The sequence below is a fragment of the Clostridium sp. L2-50 genome (assembly GCF_000154245.1).
Classification (GTDB): Bacteria; Bacillota; Clostridia; order Lachnospirales; family Lachnospiraceae; genus Coprococcus.
The window spans coordinates 61,207-79,578 of sequence record NZ_DS480325.1 but is presented as its reverse complement, the minus strand read 5'-3'; the positions used below and the strand labels follow the sequence as shown (position 1 = coordinate 79,578).

The window sequence follows — 18,372 nt, the reverse complement described above, 5'->3', positions numbered from 1 at the left end:
AAAACTATTTTAGTAATCCTCTTTCCTTTAATTCATTAAGAGACCGCTCATATCCATCCAGATTCATATCCTGTCCGCATACCCAATCAGCAAATTTCTCAATTCCTTCAGAAAAATCAACTTTAGTTCTAAACCCTAAAAGTTTTTCTGTTTTTGTCATATCTGCATAATTATTACGGATATCGCCGACACGAAACATGCCTGATATATGTACCGGAACGGTCTTTTTATAACACCGCATTAATTCATTTACAACCGTTTCAACTGTTACCATCTTGCCTGTTCCTACATTGAAACTTTCGTGCATGTAGCGATCCGATTCAATTCCCGCGATAAGGGCTGCAACTATATCATCAATATAGACAAAATCCCGTGATTCCTGACCATCTTCAAAAATATTGATATCCTTTCCCTGTCGAATTCTTGTTGAAAAGATAGATAAAATACCCGTATATGGATTTGATAAAGATTGTCCCGGACCATATACATTCTGAAAACGATATGCCAACGCCGGTATACCCAGATTTTTACACAATGTAAGAACCAATTCTTCCTGAACCTGCTTTGTAATACCATATACACTTACAGGATGTAAAAGAGCATCTTCTTTTGTAGCCACAACAGAAACGCTTTCTCCACATATCGGGCACTTCATTCCAAAATCTTTTGCTTCCAGATCTTCCTCTGTTCTAAATTCCGGATATACAATTCCATGTTTTAGGCAATTATAAGCTCCCTCTCCATAAATGGCTCTGGAAGATGCAACCAACACTTTTTTAATTGAATGCTTTTCATTTGTTAATATATCAATTAACTTGGCAGTTCCACCTATATTCGTATCAGTATAATGATATACTTCATACATAGACTGCCCAGTACCCGTTTCAGCTGCCAGATGAACAACAACATCCATTCCTGATAATGCTTTTCTCCAATCCTCTGTATTTCTTACATCCCCGAGGATGAATTCAACTCTTTCATCTAATTCAGCTGGTATCTTCGCATTTTTTCCATGTACCTGTTCTGATAAGTTATCAAGAACTCTGACTGTATATCCTCTCTTTATCAACTCATTTGCAAGGTGTGAGCCAATAAATCCCGCACCACCTGTTATCAATATCTTTTTCATTTTTATTTTCCTTCTACTATTGTTTTTGTTTTCTGCTAATTAACTTACCAACGCCTTTATTGATGTAATGATCTACATCAAACAGTATCTTGGATAAAATTGCAATTACGACACAGAATCCAAGGAAAATCAAATAACTTTCAACATGTGTAATTGCATATAAATTAAATGTCATCATAACATAATAAATTACAATATGATGTACTAAGAAAATCGCATATGAATATTTGCTAACCCACTGACATATCTCCTGTATTCTCTGGCTTCTTACCCATTGTGAAATATACACTAATACAAGAAATGCAGCGATTCCTACATATGTAGTCTGCAAATCAGTTGGCAGATCCGGTTTAAAAAACTGATTAAATAATAATACTCCTAAGCCGACAATCGCCACAGGCAATTTTACTTTCTTTATATATTTTATAAAATACATCCCAAATAATAACTCCGGTAATCGCACAAGCAGGTTTTTAGAAGATGCAAATTGAATCGGATACCATTTTAGTAATATAACATATACTGCTAACGAAATTACGGCCAAAACCACCGGACATTTATTGATCATCCACCTGAGTAATGGGAAAACAAAATAAAATATGACTATAAATCCCAAAAACCATTCTCCAACCAGATAAAATGTTGGCATAACATCTGCAAGATAACCATCCATTCCGATTACAGAAAGAAGTAATTTTCCCTTTGGAATAGTTGTATATTTCCATGCCCCTTTCCATACATATATAACAAGGAATGCAATAATATATGCAATCCAAAACATTGGGTACAATGTTTTAAATCGTTTCAAATAAAATTTTTTCAGATTACATGCCTGACCATAAACATACATTAATGCTGCACCTGAAATAATTAAAAATAACGATACTCCAAATCCACCAATATATATATTGAAAATAAACGCATGTATCACATAACAATTATTTATCTGCGGATTGGCATATAAAAATATAGCATTATAATGTGTAATTACAATTGAGATAGCTGCCAGAGCCCTCACAAAATCCAAATAAAATAATCTCTCTTTTCCCATTTCCGTATTACTCCCTTAATCCGGATCCTTTAATCCGTGAGGTCCAAAAATTGCTCGTTTTATCTTAATTAAAAATTTATATAACCATTTTGGTAATATCTTTCGCATTTTCGAATCAAATTTCATGCAACTTGGTCCATCCAATGCAATAACCTGTTTTGCTCCCTGCTTCAAACGCTGAAGAACCATGTTAAACAATCCGTATTCCATATATCCCTTGTCAATCATAACACGATTTAATTCCCGGACATAATATCTCAGGTTTGTTACCTCTATGGCTGCATACTGATCAGACATTAACAATCCAGGATAATATCCTGCCTGTTGAACACAGATTGGATATAGCCGTTCAATCGCATGTAATATGGTTCCATCAAAATTATTAGGTTCCTCCGGAAACTCTTCATACTGCCAGTCATGATCAAATAAAACCTTTAATGCCGTTGGTCTGAACCAGAAAAAAGTACCATAAGGTGCAAGTGCTTCCTTATCCTCTGACATTGGGATTGTAATGCCAAGCTTATCAGCTACTTCTCTTGACTTTTCAAAATTGCATCCCCATTCATTTCCTAATGTCTGATAAAACGGACCATGATTTGGTTCTGGTGGAGATAAAATTCCCAAACGCTCATTATCCTCAAAAGTCTGCAATACATTGCATACAAACTCTTTATTATATAATGTATTATTCCAACATTTGTAGCCAAAAGAATCACCTACAGAGCCTGGTTTCGCCTGAGCAGTCTTCTTATCATGTACAAAACACGCATAATCATAATTCTGAATAACGTCTTTCACGCCGACCAATATACTACTGACATCTCTTCCTCTGTTTACAATTACACGGACCTCCAAATGATTACATGGAAGATTTTTAAATACTTTCAGTATTGCTTCTTTCTTTTCCACCGTGTCCGTTGTAATATATACATCTGTTTCCTTTGGAACATTGGACGCCCACTGGAAAGAGTCTTCCACAAGGTCCGGGAAATATAAGTGCATGACTAATGCAAGCTTTCTCTTCTTTAAAATCTCATCCATTTTATTCTGATCATAAGAAGATGAAGAAAGAATATAGTTTAAATGAAGATTTTTTACAAAATCTGCCTGATGACAGGTTCTTAAAATATTATCCCATATCAGATTTACATCATATAAACCTGTTGATTTCAAATAATCATATAATTCTTTTCCGGGTTGTCCCAGAGTGTTGAAAATTTCGTACTCATATGGCTGAAAAAACATTCTCCGTTTAAAAATAGGACATCTTTTATCACGAATTAATTCCTTCGCATAATTCATTAATGGATAATCTGTTTTATTTGAAATGTCATCTGTTTTAACATAAACATCCCATTTATAACCAAGATCTGCAAAATGCTTTGTGAAAATGGATTCGAAATTACCAATTGAATCCTCGTATCCTTTAATCATTGGCATTTCATCCCAGAAGCTCTGAAAATCTTCAGATTTTACAAGAGACTGTCTGAATACCATAAAATGAGACTGGATATGCTCCGGTAAATATCCATATCGATTATTATGAAATGGATCATATTCATTCTTATAATGTTTGGTCATTCCCCAGAAATCCAAATTCTCTTTTGACATAGCTTCAAAAGTCTCTTTCAATGTATAAACCGGACCCATGATCGTACAATTGACAAAACAGATCTCATCATACTGAACTAATTTTTCCCATCCTAACGATTCCATCGCTGTCTTATATGCCCAAACATCCAGGCCCTTATTCTCACGGACAATAACAGATTTCGTATACTGTTCAAAAAACTTATGCCCTTCTTCATTGAGCTGTCCATTACAGACAACGATCATATCTGTGACCTGTTTCACATAGTCCTTAAAAAAATATTTTACATAAGAATCTACTATTCCTTCTTTTTCATAGAAAAAATATATTCCTAATCTTTTTACCTGCTCATTGTTTATCTTCATTATTTTCCTCTCACTTTATCAATTTTCTGAAGCATTCTTCTTGTTTTAGAGTTCTCGATATCATTACGATATTCTACTAATGCATTTCTTTCATTTGTTAAATAGCCATTTATTTCATATAATTGTTTCTGTTCTTCCTTTAGCTTTTTATTTTCTTCTCTGGCCTCTTTAAGACGCTGCTCCTGAAGTGCAATAACAGCTTTTTTATTTATAAGATCATTCTGGTAATCCTGCAACGATAATCGCATATCTGCAAGCTGTCTCTCTTTATACTGAATATTACCAATAATAGAATCCATACCATGTCCCAAATAACCATAGGATATTTCATCAAAACATATTTTTATTGAAGCCCCCTCATTCAATGTTCCGTTCAAGTATATTGCTGAATCCGAACCATGTAATATTGAATATTTATCATCCTTATACATAAAATTATCTATAATACTTATACCATCAATTTCACATCTTAATCCATCGAATATTACATACATATCTTCATTAAAAATAAGCTTGATATTCTTTACTTTTCGAGGTACCGGTATGCATATTTGCCCTTTTCCATTATCCAAATACTCTACTGCTACTTTCTTCTGATAAACTGAAGCAAATCCCTGACCATAATCATATGCTGCAATACAAGTAAGTTCGTTCTGTAAGCACTCCAGTTTCTTACACATCTGAGGGAAACTCATAGAAGTATTCTGTACAGCCGCATTAATTTCATCATTCATCACATCATTACTATCAATCTGTATACCCGCCAACTGTTTATTATACGATCTTGCTGTATAGTATCCCATTGACTGTGCACACAGGCTCAGAACAGAAGTAAAAACAAAACATGGATCTGTCTGTGCCAATAACCACTTTCTGACATCGACATTCTCTGTCAGATTTTGCAGAACCTGACTTCTACACCAGAAACATCCTGTATATTGTCCTATACTTCCCCTGACTTTTGCTATATTCAAATGTATATCACTGTCCTCTAATATCTGTTGGATCTCGCAGGAAATTAATTCACGTTCTTTATACTGTCTTGAATAATATAAACTTTGACTTGAATTCGGAGGATAAACCAAACCAATTCCTGAATTATCATTTAAACAAGACACTATATTCCCTAACGATACGCCTTTGCCTAAAATACTGTTTTCAATGATCCAGCCTGTATGTCCATTGTCCAGATTTTCAGCAATATAACTTCGATCTTCATTTACCAGAAAACAGATATATTCATACTCCTTAGCAAATGCTCCAACAGCATAATATACTTCTGCAAAATTACCTGTCGTACATTCAAGAAGATGCATTTCCTCCCAATTTTTTTTCTGATGAAAGCTTTCCTCACTTCCCCAATAATATAGATCTGCATGTGTTTCTAAATCATCTATATCCGGTTGATGCTGCAGATAAAAATCTTCATCAATAACAACAGCTATCTTTTCTGCGATTCTTTCACATTCTGAATCAGGAATTACATTTAATCCTAATCCGTCAACAATATCCTGCATTGGAGCAGTACGGATAAGGTTCTTTAAAATCAATGTTTCATCATATGGTGTTTCCTGCTTAATAAATTGATAAAATACTCGGGAAATATAACTACTGGAATCTACTATTTTTTCTTTCATTGGATAAAAGAATAATTTTCTTTTGAAAAATGGGCAATGATAATCCATCACCATCTGAATCGGTGCCATAAAAAGAGGATACGGATTAGCTATCACATTTTCCTCAGGGTTACAATATGCTTTCCACTTAAATCCGCAATTTGAAAAATGTTGTGTAAATATTGCCTCATGAAAAGCTACTGCCTCTTCATAACAGGTTATCATAGGTCTGGTCTTCCAATATGTTTCAAATTCTACACTTGCAAGCATATGTTTACGAACCGCAATAAAATGCGACTGTAAATGATCAGGGAGCTTATGATCAGGAAGTATCCCCCATGGATCAAATGGAACACCATGATATAAAGTAAGGCCCCAAAAATCTACATTCTTCGCATCCATAGTTTTAAACATTCTGTCCAGATCCTGTTCATACACCGGCCCCATCAATGTATAATTAAACATGATCAATTCATCAATATCTTTTATCTCTTCCCATCCGATGTGTTCCATGGCTTCCTTATATGCCCAAACATCAAATCCTTTATTTTCGCGGACAAACACCTGGATCCTGTCAATGGATTCTAATTTTTTCCGTCCTTCTGATGAAAGTATCCCATTGCAGACCACTGTAATCTTATCAAAATACTGGTTCATACTCTGCAGCATATAAACTATATATTCATCTACACATCCCTGTTCATCATATAATAAAAAAATACCCTGTCTCTTCATATAAATAATCCTATCTGTCCCTTATTTTTATTGTCTGATCTGTAATGATCATCCGGCTAAAACTTCCACTGGTGTTCCATCCGGAACATTCCCCGTTCTTCTACATCAGCATATACGTCAAACTGACAAATACGTTCAAATGAATTAATAAGATGTCCCTCTTCCGTATAGAATGAAAAATCAATCATATAATGTCCTAATAAAAGCTGTACTTTTCTTAACTTTAACTGTATTTTCCCTTCTCCTTCAAGAAGTACTGTTCCCTTTTCAGCATCTGTTCTTCTCTCATAACACATCATATAATCTGATCTGAAAACAGTAAATTGAACAGCCACCTTCCGTGGGGATTTTATTTTATAATATAATGTTATATTTATATCATCATCAATACTAAATGCAACTCTCGGCTCCCCGGCATTATTCTTACATTCCACCTTTGTTATCGATAAATCCAGATTTTTAGCTTCTTCCATCAACTGGCGTTCTTTTTCAGATCGTTCTGCTCTGGCCTGCCCCATAAATTCCATATATAATTTATGAACATACTGTGGGGTTCCATCTGAAACAATCTTTCCTTTATCCAGCCATATACATCTGTCACATAATTCCTCAATCTGTCCCATGGAATGCGAAACAATTACTATCGTAATCCCTTCTTTTTTCAGTTCCTGCATTTTATTCGCACATTTCAACTGAAAATTAGAATCTCCAACCGCAAGTATTTCATCTATTAACAAAATATCTGCATTTACATTAATTGCAACCGAAAATGCAAGCCGCATATACATTCCGGAAGAATATGTCCGGACAGGATTATCAATAAATTCTTCCAATTCTGAAAACTCTATGATCTCATCTAATCGTTCATCAATCTCTTTTTTTGTTAATCCAAAAATAGAAGCATTTGTATATATATTTTCTCTTCCGGTCATATCCGGATGAAATCCTGCTCCCAGCTCTAATAAACTGGATACTCTTCCATCAATACTAATTTCTCCTGAATCAGGATAAATAATACGGGTCAATAATTTCAAAGTCGTGCTCTTTCCACATCCATTATGACCTATAAGACCTACTGCTTCACCCTTTTCTATTGTAAAACTCACATCATCCAATACCTGATGAATTTCATATTTATCTTTCTTTGCAAATATGATTTTATCCTTTAATGTTTTACTTTTATCATAACTAATCTTAAAAGATTTAGATATATGCTGTACTTCAATTGCAACATCCTGGTTCATACTACAGTTCCTCCGCAAAGTGCTTATTTAATTTCCTAAACACAACGAGTCCAATTATCAAAACAATTATACTTTCCAGCAATCCCAATATAATATTTGAAAATTCCGGAACCTGTTTATAATAAAAAATATCTCTGTATGCAACGATCACTCTTGTAATCGGATTTATCATATAAAATGGTCTGTATTTTTCAGGAACCAGTTCAAGCGTATATATAATTGGAGATGCATACATTAAAATCAGCGATAATGCTCCCAGTATCTGCTGCATATCTCGAAAATATACGGTGACGGCACTAAAAAACAAGGTCATTCCCAATGCAAGTATATATTCTATGATCACAACTACAGGGAATAACAATAACGCTTTTCCACAAAAACCATATCCTGACGCTCCAAGAACAACAAATACAATAATGAATGATAGTAGCATATTAATAAACTGTGCCGAAACAAATGCTATCGGCAACACTTCTCTTGGAAAATATATTTTCTTTATCATATCCTGCTGACCGGCAACACACATACATCCCCCTGTTAAACAGGATGAGATCATCAGCCAAGGTACCAATGCAACAAATAAACAAATATGGAAAAATGGAATATTTGTCGGTAAGATTATTTTAAATAAAAATGTATATACCGCCAGCTGAATCAGCGGATCGATAAACGACCATAAAAAACCAAGAACCGACCTTTTATATCTTCCGATCAGATCCCGCTTTGTCAAACTTACGATCATGGTCCGATAATCATATATCTCTTTAAACATATTATGCTCCAACATTCTCCATTATTTTGCTTATAATAGTATTATCTCCATATTCAATCTTTGAATCATATGGACGTTCAGGAAAGACTCCGTACTGCAGGGATATATCTAACCCTTTTTCCTTTATGAACTGTTCAACCCGATCTCCAAGTGATACCGGCTTTCCGGAACATACATTTATAATTCCTGTATACTTATCCTGTGTACTTGCAGCTACTATCTGTTTTGCAAGTTCATCGACCTGAATAAAATCATATTTTGCTTTTCCTGTAGTAAATGGGAATTCCTTTTTACCGGCTTCAGCAGCAGCCAGTAACTTTGCAAATATAGAATTATTCTTTTTGTCATCGCCAAGAATATAATATGCTCTAAGCCAAAATATATTTACATCTTTATCTTTTGTATAAGTAAGAAGTGCCTGTCGCAATGCGTTTTTTGCAATTCCATACTGGGACAATGGATTGCATGGAGTATTTTCATCAATTTTTCCCTCGTAAAATCCTATTTCATGCATCGTACCCATCACGCTAATATTCTTGCATCCGGCATCAACTAAATTACGAAGGAACTTATAATGAGAAGAAAGATTGTCCATATGAGCATTAGAATTGTGTACAAATCCATCCTTCCACGCCAGATGAATTACGCTGTCAGGGCAGCCCATCTTCTCATATACATCAGGCTCTCCTGAAAAAATATTCACATCACAAATCTTTGCTCTTTCATCAATTCCCTGATGTACAAAATCAATTGCAACAACCTCATGTCCCTGATCTACCAACGTTTTTACAACAAATCTACCAATATATCCTCCCGCTCCTGTTACCGCTACTTTCATAACCTTTACCACACTACTTTAATAATTAGTGCAACTCCTTTCTTCATCTACATTTATTCTTATACATTTAAGTACATTTTTCTACAATATCAGCCACATTTTATCACAATCACTTTTATAAGGCAATAATCACACCCTGCCTAACAACATCAAAAGGCGAATTGTGATCTCTGAGGATATTGCCGGTCTCCAGCGTTTAGGATAAAATGCCTTTTTTAATGACTGCCTGAGTGAATACTTTTCCTGTGTGAACATTGCCAATGTCCGTATATCTTTATCTGACATCATATTTTTAAAGCAACGTTCAAATTCACATGACCGTTTCTTTATCTCTGAAGTTTCGCATAAATTCTTTTTCAACCATTTTAATCTTGTCTTTATATTAAATGTTGTCACATTATCGCCGTGCACCCGGTGCTCTGCTTCTGTCTTAACATCAGAAAATGACTTTCCAAATGCCTGTGCAATCATTGCTGCCCACCAGTCATGATATCCGATCTGGTCACGATCACCCTGCAGCATCATTTCACGCATTTTTCGGTTAATAACCATTGAGAAACCGGAAAAATGGTTTTCAGTAATACTTCTTCGAAAATCATATCCTGCATCAGGAAAATAAAAATGCCCTACCTTTTTTCCCCTTTCTACAAGATCATATGCACTATGATACAAAAGTGGGATCGAATCATATGAATTCTGCTTTTGAAACCACTGTTCTGCTATTTCCAGTTTTGATTCTGACCAAATATCATCCTGATCTGAAAAAGCATATAGATCCGCATCATCAACAGCAGCAAGCAACTCCATAAAGCTTTTTAAAAATCCAATATTTTTCTCCTTTAATAATTTAAAATCATACTTTTTTTGAAGTCCACAAAGTAACTCTACAAATTCTTTCTCTGAGCCATCATCTCTGATATAAAGTGTAAAATCCACATTTTTCTGTTTGCAGATACTGTCAATCTGTTCTTCTATATATTCATATCCATTATATGACGATAATAAAACGGCTATTTTGTTCATCTGTTGCTCCATCATATTTATATTTTTCCAATCAACATTAAGGCTCTCAGTATAAACTCCACACTTAGACTCATATTCCACCTTTTCGGATAAAAAGTCTTTTTTACAGCGGTTTTTAAGCTATATTTTTCATTAATAAATAATGTGCATATTTCTTTTTGACCATCATCCATTTCAGACAAAAAAAGTCGATCAAATTCTCTTGCGTTTCTTGTATAAAAATTATCTCCTCGAAGCAACCGAATCCCATCGGGAATTTTTTTTAAAAAATATAATGGAGACGCATTATTTTCATGCTGCCTGTGAACAGCTTCTATTTCTTCCGAAAATACATATTTTCCAAAAGCGGATACTATGATCGCCGCAAACCAATCATGATATTTTATTTGATCAAAATCTGCACGTATAAGTCGATCATATAATTCCCGGTTAATCACCATGGCAAATCCAAAAAAAATATTAGATGTAAAAGCTTTCTGAAAATTATAATTATAGTTTTCATATTTATAGGGAACTATTTCTGACAGATCACTATTTCCAATTGCAATTTTGCTCTGATATAACAAAGGAATATCGTTTTTCTGTGTTTGCATCCATTTCACTGCATTTGACAACTTATTCGGATACCAGACATCATCCTGATCACAAAATGCCCAATACTCCCCTGAATCTGCCATCTGCATTAATAAATGAAAGCTTTTCGAAAATCCGATATTCTCTCCTGTTGCAACTGTATATTTATCACTAAGTTCATTTTCCCGAATATATCGATTCACTAATTCAACTGTATGATCCGTCGATCCATCATCACGAACGTAAACATGAACATTCGAATATGTCTGACAATCTATACTTTTTAACTGTTCCTCTATATATTTTTCTCCATTATATGTCGATACCAAGACATTAATCTGTTCCATTTTTGTCCCCAATAGTTTCTTTCTTTTCATCCGCTGCCTGCTTCTCATTAATTGCGATCTGCTGCGTCAGATCCTTGAATTTATTCTCCAGACTGGATAGTTCTATCGTCATCATAAATGTTTTGATCAACAGTATTGCTATAATAAAGAGGTACACCACATTTGCCGGCGACATCATGCCCATCTTTCCGGTGATCCAGTATACAATCTGTGGAAATACAGACATAATGATCATCAGAACTGCCATAATGATCCAAAACAATGCATATTCAATCTGCATCTTGGAATTACGAATTCTCCATATTACATAAAACGAACTGATCACCGACATTGCAATCAGTAATACTCTTAACATTATAGACATAGCTGCTTATACCCCTCTTTTCATAATGATATGCTTACTGTCTCTTTTACGAAAGCTCTGGATCAGCAGGATTGATATCAGCATACGGAACATATACATTGCTGATCTGGAAAAATTCAGATAACTTTTTCCGGCAGTTCTTTCATCCATTTCCACCTGCACCTCTGCGATGCTCGCTCCCTGTTTTAACAGATAAGAGATCGTATCCGGTTCCGGTCCGTAATTCATATTGACTGCAAATTCCTTTACCATTGCTTTATTAAACATACGCATCCCGGAGGTTGGATCTGATATCCGTTTTCCGGTGGTCAGGCGAATCGCTGATGTAAGCAGCCGTGAACCAAGCATTCGCATACTTTTTTCTTTCTTTTTTGTCACAAAACGCGAACCGATTACAATATCATATCCCTGTTCCATTTTTTCAAGCATAGCCTTAATATATTCAGGCTTGTGCTGTCCATCCGCATCAAACTGCAATACACAGTCATAATTTTTATAATATGCATATTTCAGTCCCGTCTGGAAAGCACCGGCAAGTCCCAGATTCACCGGAAGATCTATGATCTCAAATCCATGCTTGTGGCATCTTCTGGAAGTATGATCCGTCGATCCGTCATTTACCACGATATAATCATACTCCGGATATTTCTCTTTGATTGTATTTACCACACCCACGATATTATCTTCTTCATTATATGCAGGTATAACCATCAGTAACTTCATATACAGATCTCCATTCTTCTGTGAAACAGTCTTACAGACTATATTTCATTTCCCTTCTCGCTTGTACCATAAGCCCCTGCCAGGATCCGTGCGACCCACTTCGGCCAGAACTTACAAAACACCTCAAAATCCTCCTGCCCTCTTTCGTGATCCCGGATCGTTGCACTCGTTTCACTATCCTCATGAATACGATGCGCCATCAAACATTCGGGAATATATACGAATTCTCCTTCTTTCCTGCTCAGCCATTCCCAGGTCTGCCAGTCCAGATTGCTTCGGAAATGTTTCAGAAATAAATCTACTCTTTTTTCCTGTCTCAGATATTCACATATAACTGTTTTATGATATGTGACAGCCGGACAACAGATTGCATTTCCAAATCTGAGCACAGCCCGTTTCCTCCATCTGCGCCCCTGCTTCTTTTCATTTTTTAACGGACCAAGCAGAATCCTTTTTATCTTCAGATTCTTACGATCCGAATACTTTCTGTCATCTATCAGCTCTCTGTAATCAGAAAATAATAAGAGCGTTTTTCTTGCTTCTGTATCTTTCTGATCCGCTATCTTCAATATCTCCTCTGTATACGCAGCCTCATAGATATCATCCTGATGTGCGATCGTTACATATTCTGTATCTGACACAGATAGAGCAAAATTCCAATCATCCGCGATATTAGATCTTCCATCACGGATATAATAGGCTATATCATATTTTTCACATATATTTTTTAAATAATCACTTGGCGTTGATGTTGCCAGACAAATGGCACTTGCAACCGTCTGCTTCTTCAAAGACCGGATGCACGCTTCCAGATATGGACTTTCCTTATATGCACATATAACAAATGTATGCTTCTTTTCAGCCATTTTTCTTCTCCATTTATCTCGCCATTTTTATATCCGGGCAGTTTCTCCAGCCTACATTGCTCCGACGACAATCTGCAATACGATCAATATCTCAGTCGCTATCACAGTCATCCAGACCTTCCTGCACTTCTCCTCACTTACATTAACGAGTGATGTCGTGGTTGCCAAATAAAGTAACGGAGCAATACACAGAAAATACCTTCCCTGTACGCCACTGATCTTACTTGATGATATCGATGTAAATGCAACCAGCATCGACAGCAGGATCAATACAAGCGATATCAGGAATACCGCAAACATATATATGCGTTCCTTTTTATTTCCGCAATATTTATCACCCTCAACATTTGCAAACAATACCAGACTGAATACCAACACCAACAGCAATACCCAACTGATCTTTATATCAAGCCATGACAAAAGGCCGCCAAAGAATCCACGCAACAGCGTTTCTCCTCCGTTAATCAATGTATTCCAATACAGATAAACAACATTAAGCGGATGACGAAGCAGATATCCGAGTGAATATAATGTATCCTCTGTTACAGCTGTATCCTGTCCCGCAAACAGCTGTTTTATAACCGGAAAATAATAATATAATGCCCCGCAGAAAACAATTATAATTCCGCAAATCACTGCTGTTATAAGTATTCCCTTTTTGTGCTTCGGCATTACTTTCAGAGAATGTTCCTTCCTTTTTGCATGTATCAACAAAAATACCAGCAATAATAACGGAAGATATACACCACCTTTTACGACAGCGGTCAGGATACCACAGAGCACCAACAGGACTACCTGCCACTTCTTATATGTTTTCTCCAACGAAAGACTCATGCATAAGGCGATAAATACATATATAATTCCATTTATCATTGCGTCATAAGACGCAGATGCCCCCTGTTGAAGCGCGATCGGAAGAAAACCAAGCGCAGCAAGCATATTCTTACCAACCGGAAGTATCCGTATGGCGAATCCTGTCAATAATACAAATACCAACAGGTTCATAAATCTTCCGATCAATAACATTAGCATGGTTGAAAGTCCAAGCAGTCGTCCGATCGTAATTCCAAATGCCATCGGTATAAAGAAAATACCCGGTACAATATTACTGGAATCTACATACGGAACTGCTATCAGCTCCTGATCATCCGGTCTTTCAAATGTATGATGTGCCAGCTGGTAATAGGAATTACTCTCTACTCCATTTGCAAGCATATCCTCCATTTTTACATCACAGGTACGCTTATATATCGTTCCCTCAATGCCCGTGTCACCTGCAAACATTATCTTATTCGAATACTTATATGCCGTATCTATATGCCATGGTTCATCCGGTACACCATGCGGCGCGATCACCACATTCATGATCATTCCAAGTAGCAGCGCCATCGGAATATAGAACTTCGATACCGGAAGCTTCTTAACAACGATAAGCATATACATGAGTTCAAAAAATATCAAAAGTGCAAGGCACAATACTGCATACATACTGCGAAGCTTCCAGCAGCTTGCATATTTCATTCCCGATATGACATTCGTCTTATTTGCCGGATCTCCTCCAAACATAGCAACAAGTCCCGGCTTTTGATCTGCATTCACATAGAATACAGTATCACCCGGATTCTGAAGCTCCATCGTAAGCACAAGCCGTTTTCCCTCAGACTCTTTAAATACCGGATCATCCCATATTCCTACGCGGATCCTTTTTTTCTTATTTTTCTTTGCAGCCCCTTTTGCCGGCCGGTCTTTCTCATAATAAATCTTTCCCGTATCTGCATCAGAGACTGTGATATGAAGCATTGCATCCGGATTTGATATCACACCAACCGTTTCAACATATAATACCTGAAGACCAGGCACTGTACATTCAAAGGCTTCTACAATAACAGGATTATTTGCGGACATTTCTACCTGTCCGTTATCCTTATGTTCTATCTTAAGTGTAGCAAATACCGGCTTTGTAAATTTATCTGCAAGCTGTGCTTTATACACCAATGCAAAAACAAAGCATAGAGCCAGTCCCAAAATAACTGCCCATAATATCTGTTTTTTATTCCATGTCTGCCCTGTCTGCTTCATAACAACCTCATATTATTTATTACATAATATCTACATCTGCGCTGTAATCAACGCCATCGATCTTAAATCCGAACATCTTATAGAATTCATCCCAATATCCATCGATATCGGCAAGTTCCTTAACGTTCTCGCTGGTTACGGCATCCCAGTTCTTAGCAACTGCTTCCTGAATATCATCTGCCATTTCCCAGTCGTCCATACGGACAAATCCGTTTTCGTCTGTCTCAACTTCACCGGCCATCTTATCAAGGAAAAGTCTTGCCATCTGCTCGATACAGCCCTCATGAACACCCTTTGCTTTCATCTGCTTATAGAGCAGAGTAATGTAAAGCGGAACAACAGGAATTGCTGCACTGGACTGTGTAACAAGTGCCTTGTTGATTGCTATATATGATGATACATTTGCGAACTTCTCATTAATAATGTCGCTCGACTTATACAGATCCTTCTTTGCCATACCGATCGAACCCTCGGCATAGATCGGGAATGTGATCTTTGGTCCTATATATGAATATGCAACTGTTGTTACATGATCTGCCAGAACGCCTGCATCTGATAATGCCTGCATCCAGTCGATCCAGTCCTCGCCGCCCATAACTTTGATAGTGTTCTCGATCTCTTCCTCTGTTGCAGCAGGAATATGTGCCATTGTAACTGTATTGTCTTTTAGAACCAGAGTCTTATTTGTATATTCTTCACCGACTGTCTTAAGAACAGAAGTATACTTATGTCCATCCGGTGTTACACGTCTCGGTGCTGCAAGGCTGTAAATAACCATATCAACCTTTCCCATATCCGCTTTGATCGTGTCGATCACCTGCTGTTTGATCTCCAATGAGAATGCATCTCCGTTGATGGATTTTGCATATAAGCCATCTTTCTTTGCTTCTTCTTCAAATGCTCTTGTGTTATAGAAGCCTGCGGTTGCGGTTCTTCTTCCGTTTGACTCTTTCTCGAACATTACACCAAGTGTATCTGCTCCATAGCCAAATGCAACCGCGATCCTGGAAGCAAGTCCATATCCGGTAGATGCTCCGATCACCAGTACCTTCTTCGGTCCGTCAACCTTTGGCTGTGCCTTTACATATTTGATCTGATTCTTAATATTCTCTGCGCATCCAACCGGGTGAGCGGTGGTACAGATATAATCTTTTACTCTTGGTTCTACTACCATTTTAATTTTCTCCTCTAATCATCCGATCTGTCCGGACTTTCTTTCTCAATTTATATTTATACATTTTGTATCAATATCTGGTCATATGCGGCTTACATCTGCGGGCGCTCTTTGTTTGCAAACTTCGTGTAATCCTGCATCCATACAAGATCAACCGATCCGGTCGCGCCCTTTCTCTGTTTTGCTATAATAATCTCTGCAATACCCTTCTTCTCGGTATCCGGATTGTAATAATCATCACGGTAAATGAACATTACAACGTCCGAATCCTGCTCGATCGCACCGGACTCTCGCAGATCGGCAAGTACCGGCTTGTGATCCGGTCTGGAGTCAACCGCACGGTTCAACTGCGACAACGCAATAACAGGAACATTAAGCTCTCTTGCAAGCACCTTTAACGCTCGCGATGTATCTGAAATGAACTGCTGTCTGGATTCTACATGCTTATTCGTACTCATCAGCTGTAAGTAGTCGATGATGATAAGTCCCAGATCATTGTTCTGTTTTAATTTTCTACACTTCGAACGAAGATCGGCTACAGTGATCGCCGAATTATCATCTACGAAGATCGGCGCATCCGCGATTACCTCCGTACTCTCCATGATCTTATCCCATTCATCGTCCACCAGCTGTCCGGTCTGGATCTTCTGGGAATTTACCAGAGAATCAAGGGCGATCATACGTGTTACCAGCTGCTCCTTTGACATTTCCAGACTGAAAATAGCAACAGGGATCCTCTTTTTTACAGCTACATGGTGTGCAATATTAAGTACAAATGCTGTCTTACCCATAGCAGGACGTGCTGCTACCAGAATCAATTCCGATCCATGCAGACCCGTTAGCATATTATCCAGATCGATGAATCCGGTCGGCACACCGGTAACTCGTGTATTCTGTCTGGATGCCGCCTCGATCTGATCGATTACATCAAGTACGATCGAATCGATCGGTGCAAAATCATTTGCGCCGTTTCTCTGCTGAACGATCTTGTAAATCCCGCTCTCTGCCGTTTCAAGTAATCCGTCTACATCGTCCGTGTCAAGATAACAGTCCTTTTCGACATCCTCACACATCTTGATCATACGGCGAAGCACTGCCTTATCCGCTACAATCTTCGCATAATACTTCGCATTTGCCGATGTCGGAACTGCGGCTATGATATCAGCTATGTAGCTCATACCGGCAACATCCTCCGGAACATTCTTCTCCCGAAGCCTGTTGTTCAGCGTGATCAGATCGACTGCCATTCCTTCCTTAAACAGCTCGATCATATTCTCATACAGGATCGCATTCTGCGCACTGTAAAAGTCATCCTTTGTCAGTATATCCGACACATCTACTATGGCATCACGATCCATGATCATAGAGCCGATAACCGACTGTTCTGCATCCAGGTTATATGGTTGTTTTTTCCTGATAAATGCATCTTCCATTAGTCAGCCTCTTCTACCTTTACTGTAAGCTCTGCCTGTACCTGTGGATGCAGCTTGATCTTTACAGTAAATGATCCCATTGCTTTGATCGCATCCTTCAGCACGATTTTCTTCTTATCAATATCATAATGTAACTGGCTCTTGATCGCATCCGAGATCTCCTTTGACGATACAGAGCCGAATGCCCTACCGCCTTCGCCGACCTTTATGCCGACTGTTACAGATGCCTTTTCAAGCTCTGCTGCGAGAGCCTTGGCTGCTGCAAGATTCTCTGCCGCAACTTTTTCTTCATGTGCCTTCTTTAATTTATAATCATTCAGATTCTTTGGTGTTGCCTCAAGCCCAAGTTTTCTCGGTATAATATAATTTCTGGCATGTCCGTCACTGACATTTACCAGTTCACCTTTTTTCCCAAGACTCTTTACATCCTCCAGTAATATAACCTTCAT

General features: G+C 37.4%; 16 protein-coding genes. All 16 read right to left on the bottom strand.

Features of this window, described 5'->3' with window-relative positions:
• Positions 1 to 4: 4 nt before the first annotated feature.
• The 16 genes from CLOL250_RS10650 to rplI all read right to left on the bottom strand — a co-directional run bounded on the left by CLOL250_RS10650 (position 5) and on the right by rplI (position 18,372).
• A complete protein-coding gene (locus tag CLOL250_RS10650) occupies positions 5 to 1,129 on the bottom strand; it encodes an NAD-dependent epimerase/dehydratase family protein (RefSeq protein ID WP_008402452.1) in 1,125 nt (374 codons plus the stop codon).
• A gap of 16 nt (positions 1,130 to 1,145) precedes the next feature.
• Positions 1,146 to 2,180, bottom strand: coding sequence for an acyltransferase family protein (locus CLOL250_RS10645; protein ID WP_008402451.1), 1,035 nt, complete (start codon positions 2,178 to 2,180; stop codon positions 1,146 to 1,148).
• 15 nt (positions 2,181 to 2,195) lie between these two features.
• Complete coding sequence (locus CLOL250_RS10640) at positions 2,196 to 4,136, bottom strand: rhamnan synthesis F family protein (RefSeq protein ID WP_008402450.1); 1,941 nt, start codon at positions 4,134 to 4,136, stop codon at positions 2,196 to 2,198.
• A complete protein-coding gene (locus CLOL250_RS13430; protein ID WP_008402448.1) occupies positions 4,136 to 6,487 on the bottom strand; it encodes a rhamnan synthesis F family protein in 2,352 nt (783 codons plus the stop codon). The genes CLOL250_RS10640 and CLOL250_RS13430 overlap by 1 nt, the downstream gene beginning before the upstream one ends.
• 56 nt (positions 6,488 to 6,543) lie before the next feature.
• A complete protein-coding gene (locus tag CLOL250_RS10630; RefSeq protein ID WP_008402447.1) occupies positions 6,544 to 7,731 on the bottom strand; it encodes an ABC transporter ATP-binding protein in 1,188 nt (395 codons plus the stop codon).
• A 1-nt stretch (position 7,732) separates the two neighbouring features.
• The gene (locus tag CLOL250_RS10625; RefSeq protein ID WP_119963415.1) at positions 7,733 to 8,503 is read right to left on the bottom strand and encodes an ABC transporter permease; all 771 of its coding nucleotides are present in this window, start codon (positions 8,501 to 8,503) and stop codon (positions 7,733 to 7,735) included.
• Position 8,504: 1 nt separating this feature from the next.
• A complete protein-coding gene (locus CLOL250_RS10620; RefSeq protein ID WP_274922276.1) occupies positions 8,505 to 9,353 on the bottom strand; it encodes an NAD-dependent epimerase/dehydratase family protein in 849 nt (282 codons plus the stop codon).
• A 117-nt stretch (positions 9,354 to 9,470) separates the two neighbouring features.
• The gene (locus tag CLOL250_RS10615; protein WP_161117345.1) at positions 9,471 to 10,364 is read right to left on the bottom strand and encodes a glycosyltransferase; all 894 of its coding nucleotides are present in this window, start codon (positions 10,362 to 10,364) and stop codon (positions 9,471 to 9,473) included.
• Positions 10,365 to 10,381: 17 nt separating this feature from the next.
• Positions 10,382 to 11,284 (bottom strand): glycosyltransferase family 2 protein, encoded by a 903-nt coding sequence (locus tag CLOL250_RS10610; RefSeq protein ID WP_008402443.1) that lies wholly within the window; start codon positions 11,282 to 11,284, stop codon positions 10,382 to 10,384.
• Positions 11,271 to 11,639 carry a DUF2304 domain-containing protein gene (locus tag CLOL250_RS10605; RefSeq protein ID WP_008402442.1) on the bottom strand — a complete coding sequence of 123 codons (369 nt, stop codon included), beginning with the start codon at positions 11,637 to 11,639 and terminating at the stop codon, positions 11,271 to 11,273. The genes CLOL250_RS10610 and CLOL250_RS10605 overlap by 14 nt, the downstream gene beginning before the upstream one ends.
• Positions 11,640 to 11,654: 15 nt before the next feature.
• Positions 11,655 to 12,371: a glycosyltransferase family 2 protein gene (locus tag CLOL250_RS10600; RefSeq protein ID WP_008402441.1), complete on the bottom strand. Its 717-nt coding sequence runs from the start codon at positions 12,369 to 12,371 to the stop codon at positions 11,655 to 11,657.
• Positions 12,372 to 12,409: 38 nt separating this feature from the next.
• A complete protein-coding gene (locus tag CLOL250_RS10595) occupies positions 12,410 to 13,237 on the bottom strand; it encodes a glycosyltransferase (protein WP_008402439.1) in 828 nt (275 codons plus the stop codon).
• Between the two features lie 51 nt (positions 13,238 to 13,288).
• Positions 13,289 to 15,316, bottom strand: coding sequence for a DUF2142 domain-containing protein (locus tag CLOL250_RS10590; protein ID WP_008402438.1), 2,028 nt, complete (start codon positions 15,314 to 15,316; stop codon positions 13,289 to 13,291).
• Positions 15,317 to 15,335: 19 nt separating this feature from the next.
• The gene (gene fabV, locus CLOL250_RS10585; protein ID WP_008402437.1) at positions 15,336 to 16,490 is read right to left on the bottom strand and encodes an enoyl-ACP reductase FabV; all 1,155 of its coding nucleotides are present in this window, start codon (positions 16,488 to 16,490) and stop codon (positions 15,336 to 15,338) included.
• Positions 16,491 to 16,582: 92 nt separating this feature from the next.
• Complete coding sequence (gene dnaB / locus CLOL250_RS10580) at positions 16,583 to 17,923, bottom strand: replicative DNA helicase (RefSeq protein WP_008402436.1); 1,341 nt, start codon at positions 17,921 to 17,923, stop codon at positions 16,583 to 16,585.
• Positions 17,923 to 18,372, bottom strand: coding sequence for a 50S ribosomal protein L9 (rplI, locus tag CLOL250_RS10575; protein ID WP_008402435.1), 450 nt, complete (start codon positions 18,370 to 18,372; stop codon positions 17,923 to 17,925). Before rplI ends, dnaB begins: the two co-directional genes overlap by 1 nt.